Genomic DNA, 781 nt, shown 5'->3' on the forward strand with positions numbered 1-781 from the left:
TTAACTTCTTTGCTTCTTCGATTTTCTTATCTAATTCTTCTTTTAGCTTTTTAATTTCTTCTTCAGAAGCTTTTTGTTTTTCTTCTAGTCCTTTAATCTTATCTTCTAATTCTTTTTTTGTATTTTCAGAAAATTCTTTTAAACTATCAATAGTCTTTTGAAGCTCTTCAATTTTTTTACAGCATTCTGACTTAGAATTTTCTGTCTCTTTCTTTTTAGACTCAAGGTCTTTTATCTTAGTATCTTTTTCATCAAAAGCTTTTTCCAAACCTTTAATTTTATTATCTTTATCTTCAATTTCTTTAGTCTTCTTTGCTAGTTCACCTTCTAAAAACTCGAGCTTTTCTTGCATTTCTTTGATTTTATTTTCGTTTTTATCGGTCTTTTCTTTCTCAGCTTCTAACTCCCATTTTGTAGATGAATAATCTTCTTTTAGTTTTGCATTTTCATCTTGTAATCTTTTTAGTTCATCTTTAAGCTGAGTAATTTCTGCTATTAGTTCATCATTGTTAGAATTTTTAAGATCCTCAATTTCTTTATTCAATTGAGCAATCTTATTATCTTTATCTCTAATCTCTTCTTCTAGCTTAGCCTTTTCTTGTTTTAGTTTCTCTCCATTATCTTTGCAAGATTCTAACTTTTCCTTTAATTCATCTATCTTTGATTGGTCTTCTTGTTTCTTATCATTTAAGTCTTTAATCTGATTTTCTAAGTCCTTAATGTTTTTAGTTAAATCATCAATCTTATTGTCCTTTTCATCAATATCTTGTCCTGTCAAATC

At 27.0% G+C, this 781-nt stretch carries 1 pseudogene; it reads right to left on the reverse strand.

Features of this window, described 5'->3' with window-relative positions:
• Positions 1-781, reverse strand: a pseudogene (locus HMPREF9225_RS09680) (leucine-rich repeat protein); the annotation flags it as partial.

Source organism: Peptoniphilus duerdenii ATCC BAA-1640 (assembly GCF_000146345.1).
GTDB classification, from domain to species: domain Bacteria; phylum Bacillota; class Clostridia; order Tissierellales; family Peptoniphilaceae; genus Peptoniphilus_B; species Peptoniphilus_B duerdenii.